This window comes from Arthrobacter sp. SPT-J7, assembly GCF_059089965.1.
The window spans coordinates 1-3032 of sequence record NZ_JBNHFF010000310.1; the positions used below are offsets into that span (position 1 = coordinate 1).

The 3032-nt window shown below is 68.3% G+C and carries 2 protein-coding genes and 1 pseudogene; all 3 read left to right on the forward strand.

Annotation, left to right across the window (positions count from 1 at the left end; all coding sequences use genetic code 11):
* Positions 1–274: pseudogene (locus AC5RWX_RS31830) on the forward strand (MFS transporter); the annotation flags it as partial.
* Position 275: 1 nt separating this feature from the next.
* Complete coding sequence (locus AC5RWX_RS31835) at positions 276–2525, forward strand: molybdopterin oxidoreductase family protein (protein WP_494100179.1); 2250 nt, start codon at positions 276–278, stop codon at positions 2523–2525.
* A partial coding sequence (locus AC5RWX_RS31840; protein ID WP_494100180.1) for an FAD-dependent oxidoreductase occupies positions 2522–3032 on the forward strand: 511 nt, incomplete at its 3' end. The genes AC5RWX_RS31835 and AC5RWX_RS31840, both read left to right, overlap by 4 nt.

Genomic DNA, 3032 nt, shown 5'->3' on the forward strand with positions numbered 1-3032 from the left:
CCCCATCATCTTCGCCACCTCCAGCCGGGCTGCCAGGTCCGGGGCCAGTACCGTGCAGACCCAGCGCCTGGCGTCCTCCGCCCTCGGCCTCATCTCCGCCATCGGCGCCTACGGCGGCTTTGTGATCCCGCAGGTGCTGAACGCCTCCAACACCGCCAGCGGATCCTACACACCCGCCTTCTACGGTTTCGTCGGGGCCTACGTCCTGATGCTGGTTGTCTGCTGGGCCTTCTACATCCGCAACGCCAACCGAAATGCGATGGGACACGTCTAACATGACCAAAAGCGCCGACACGCACTGCCCATACTGTGCCCTGCAGTGCGCCATGACGCTCACGTCTCCTGCGGAACTGGTCCCTGCTTCCCAGCCGGGGCCAGTCCCCGCGTCAGCACCACAGGCAGCAGGGCATTCCGCCCTTGCGGTGCCGGTTCAGGCGCCACTTCAGGCGCCGCTCGGGGCACCCCTCGAGGTGCGCGGCCGGGACTTTCCCACCAACCGCGGCGGCCTCTGCCGCAAAGGCTGGACCTCCGCCACCCTGTTGAACCACCCGGGCCGGATCACCGAGCCCCTCCTGAAGGGCGCCGACGGCGTCCACCGTCCCATCAGCTGGGACCAGGCCCTGCACCTCGCCGCCTCTGCCGTCAGGGATGCCCGCGCACGTCACGGGCGGGACTCAGTGGGGGTTTTCGGCGGTGGAGGCCTTACCAACGAGAAGGCCTACATGCTGGGCAAATTCGCCCGGCTCGCCCTGGGGACTTCGCGCATCGACTACAACGGGCGCTTCTGCATGTCTTCGGCTGCGGCCGCCGGAATGCGTGCCTTCGGCGTCGACCGTGGCCTGCCTTTCCCGCTCGAAGCCCTGGATACGGCCAGCACTATCCTGATGCTGGGTTCCAACGTGGCTGAAACCATGCCGCCCTTCGTCCAGCACCTGAAGGGAACGCGCGACGCCGGCGGGCTGATCGTGGTGGATCCGCGCCGCTCAGCCACGGCTGCCTTTACGGCCGACGGCGGCGGCCTCCACCTCCAGCCCCTGCCGGGCACCGACCTCGCCCTCCTGCTGGGCATTTCCCACGTCGTGATCCACGAGAACCTGGTGGACAGCACCTACCTTGCGGAACGTACCTCAGGCTACAGCGCCGTGGTCCGCAGCGTGAACTCTTTCTGGCCGGAACGGGTGCAGTCCATCACCGGCGTCCCGGCGGAACTCATCCGGGAGACTGCGCGCAGGCTCGCCGAAGGCGCACGCAAGGGCGGCAGCTACATCCTCACAGGCCGTGGCGTAGAGCAGCATGTGGACGGCACCGATACCGCCACGGCGGCCATCAACCTCAGCCTCCTGCTGGGCCTGCCCGGATCCGCCCGCAGCGGCTACGGCACCCTCACCGGCCAAGGCAACGGCCAGGGCGGCCGGGAGCACGGCCAGAAGGCGGATCAGCTGCCCGGCTACCGCAAGATCACCGATCCCGCCGCCCGCGCGCACATAGCCAAGGTGTGGGGCGTCCCGGAAAACCTGATTCCCGGGCCCGGCCTGCCGGCAGTCCAGTTGCTTCAATCACTGGGAAAGCCCGACGGCGTCCGTTGCCTTTTCGTCCATGCCTCCAACATCGCCGTGGCCTCCCCCGACGCCAACGCGGTCATCAACGGGCTGCGCAGCCTGGACTTCCTGGTGGTCTGCGACTTCTTTATGTCCGAGACTGCGGCCGAGGCAGACCTCATTCTTCCTGTCCTGCAATGGGCGGAGGAGGAAGGCACGCTGACCAACCTCGAAGGCCGGGTCCTCCGGCGCCGCCCGGCCCTTACTCCCCCGGCCGGAGCCCGCAGCGAGCTGTGGATCATGGCGCGCCTGGCTGAAGCCCTCGATGCCCCGTCCACGTACAGCGAGGACCCGGAAACAGTGTTCGAGGAACTCAGGCTCGCTTCAGCCGGCGGACCCGCAGACTACTCCGGCATCGACTACGCCATGCTGGACCGAGGCGAAGCGGCTTACTGGCCCTACCCGGCAGGCAGCAAGGGAACCCCGCGGCTGTTCAGGGACAAGTTCGCCCACGCCGACGGCAAAGCCGTGATGACCCCCGTGACGCCCCGCCGTCGTCGTACTCCCGCCGTCAATCCTGATCCCGCCGCGAAAACCATGACCCTCATCACCGGCCGCCTCCTGGAGCACTACCAGTCAGGAGCGCAGACCCGCCGGGTGTCAGAGCTGCTGGCCTCGCAGCCGGAAGCGAAGCTGCAGCTGCATCCGGCCGCAGCGGCGGGATTGGGCATCACCGAAGGTGTGCTCGTCTCGGTGGCCAATGAGCGCGGCGAGGTCCTGTGCCGGGCTGAGCTCAGCACGGCCATCCGCCCGGACACGGTCTTCCTGCCGTTCCACTTCCCCGAGCTCGAGAGCGCCAACCGCCTCACCGAGGCCGCCACGGATCCCATCTCCGGGATGCCGGAATTCAAGTTCAACAAGGTGTGGGTCCGTGCGGCTTCCACACCCGTTTCAACCAACGTGCTTCAAACGATGGAGGCCTCATGAGCGAGCAAGTTGTCATCGTGGGATTCGGGCCGGTGGCTGCCCGGCTGGTTGATGAGCTCCTGCCCGCCGTCCGCAGCGGCCACCTGGACCTCACAGTGGTGGGCGCGGAAGCGGAGGCCGCGTACAACCGCGTGCTGGTTGCCGACCTCGGCGTGGGGCGGACCAACGCCGACGCCTTGGCGCTTTCCGACGCCGCCGCCCTGGCCGCAGAAGGCGTGGACGTCCGGCTTGGCGTGCGGGTCCGCCGCGTGGACCGTGCCAGGCAACAGGTCCTCCTGTCCGACGGTGCCGTGGCGCATTACGACCGCCTGGTTTTCGCCACCGGTTCGCGTCCGGTGATTCCCAACCTGACCGGCATTAACCCGGACCCCACCTCCCCGGTCCTCCCTGCGGGGGTTACTGCGCTCCGCGACCTCCGTGATGCCGAGGTGCTGCGCCGGGCGGTGGACGGCGGCAAGCGGGTGGTGGTCCTGGGCGGCGGCATCCTGGGACTGGAGACGGCCCTGG

Excerpts from the sequence above, each read along its gene's own strand:
- AC5RWX_RS31835 (WP_494100179.1), top strand. The coding sequence starts at position 276 with ATGACCAAAAGCGCCGACACGCACTGCCCATACTGTGCCCTGCAGTGC.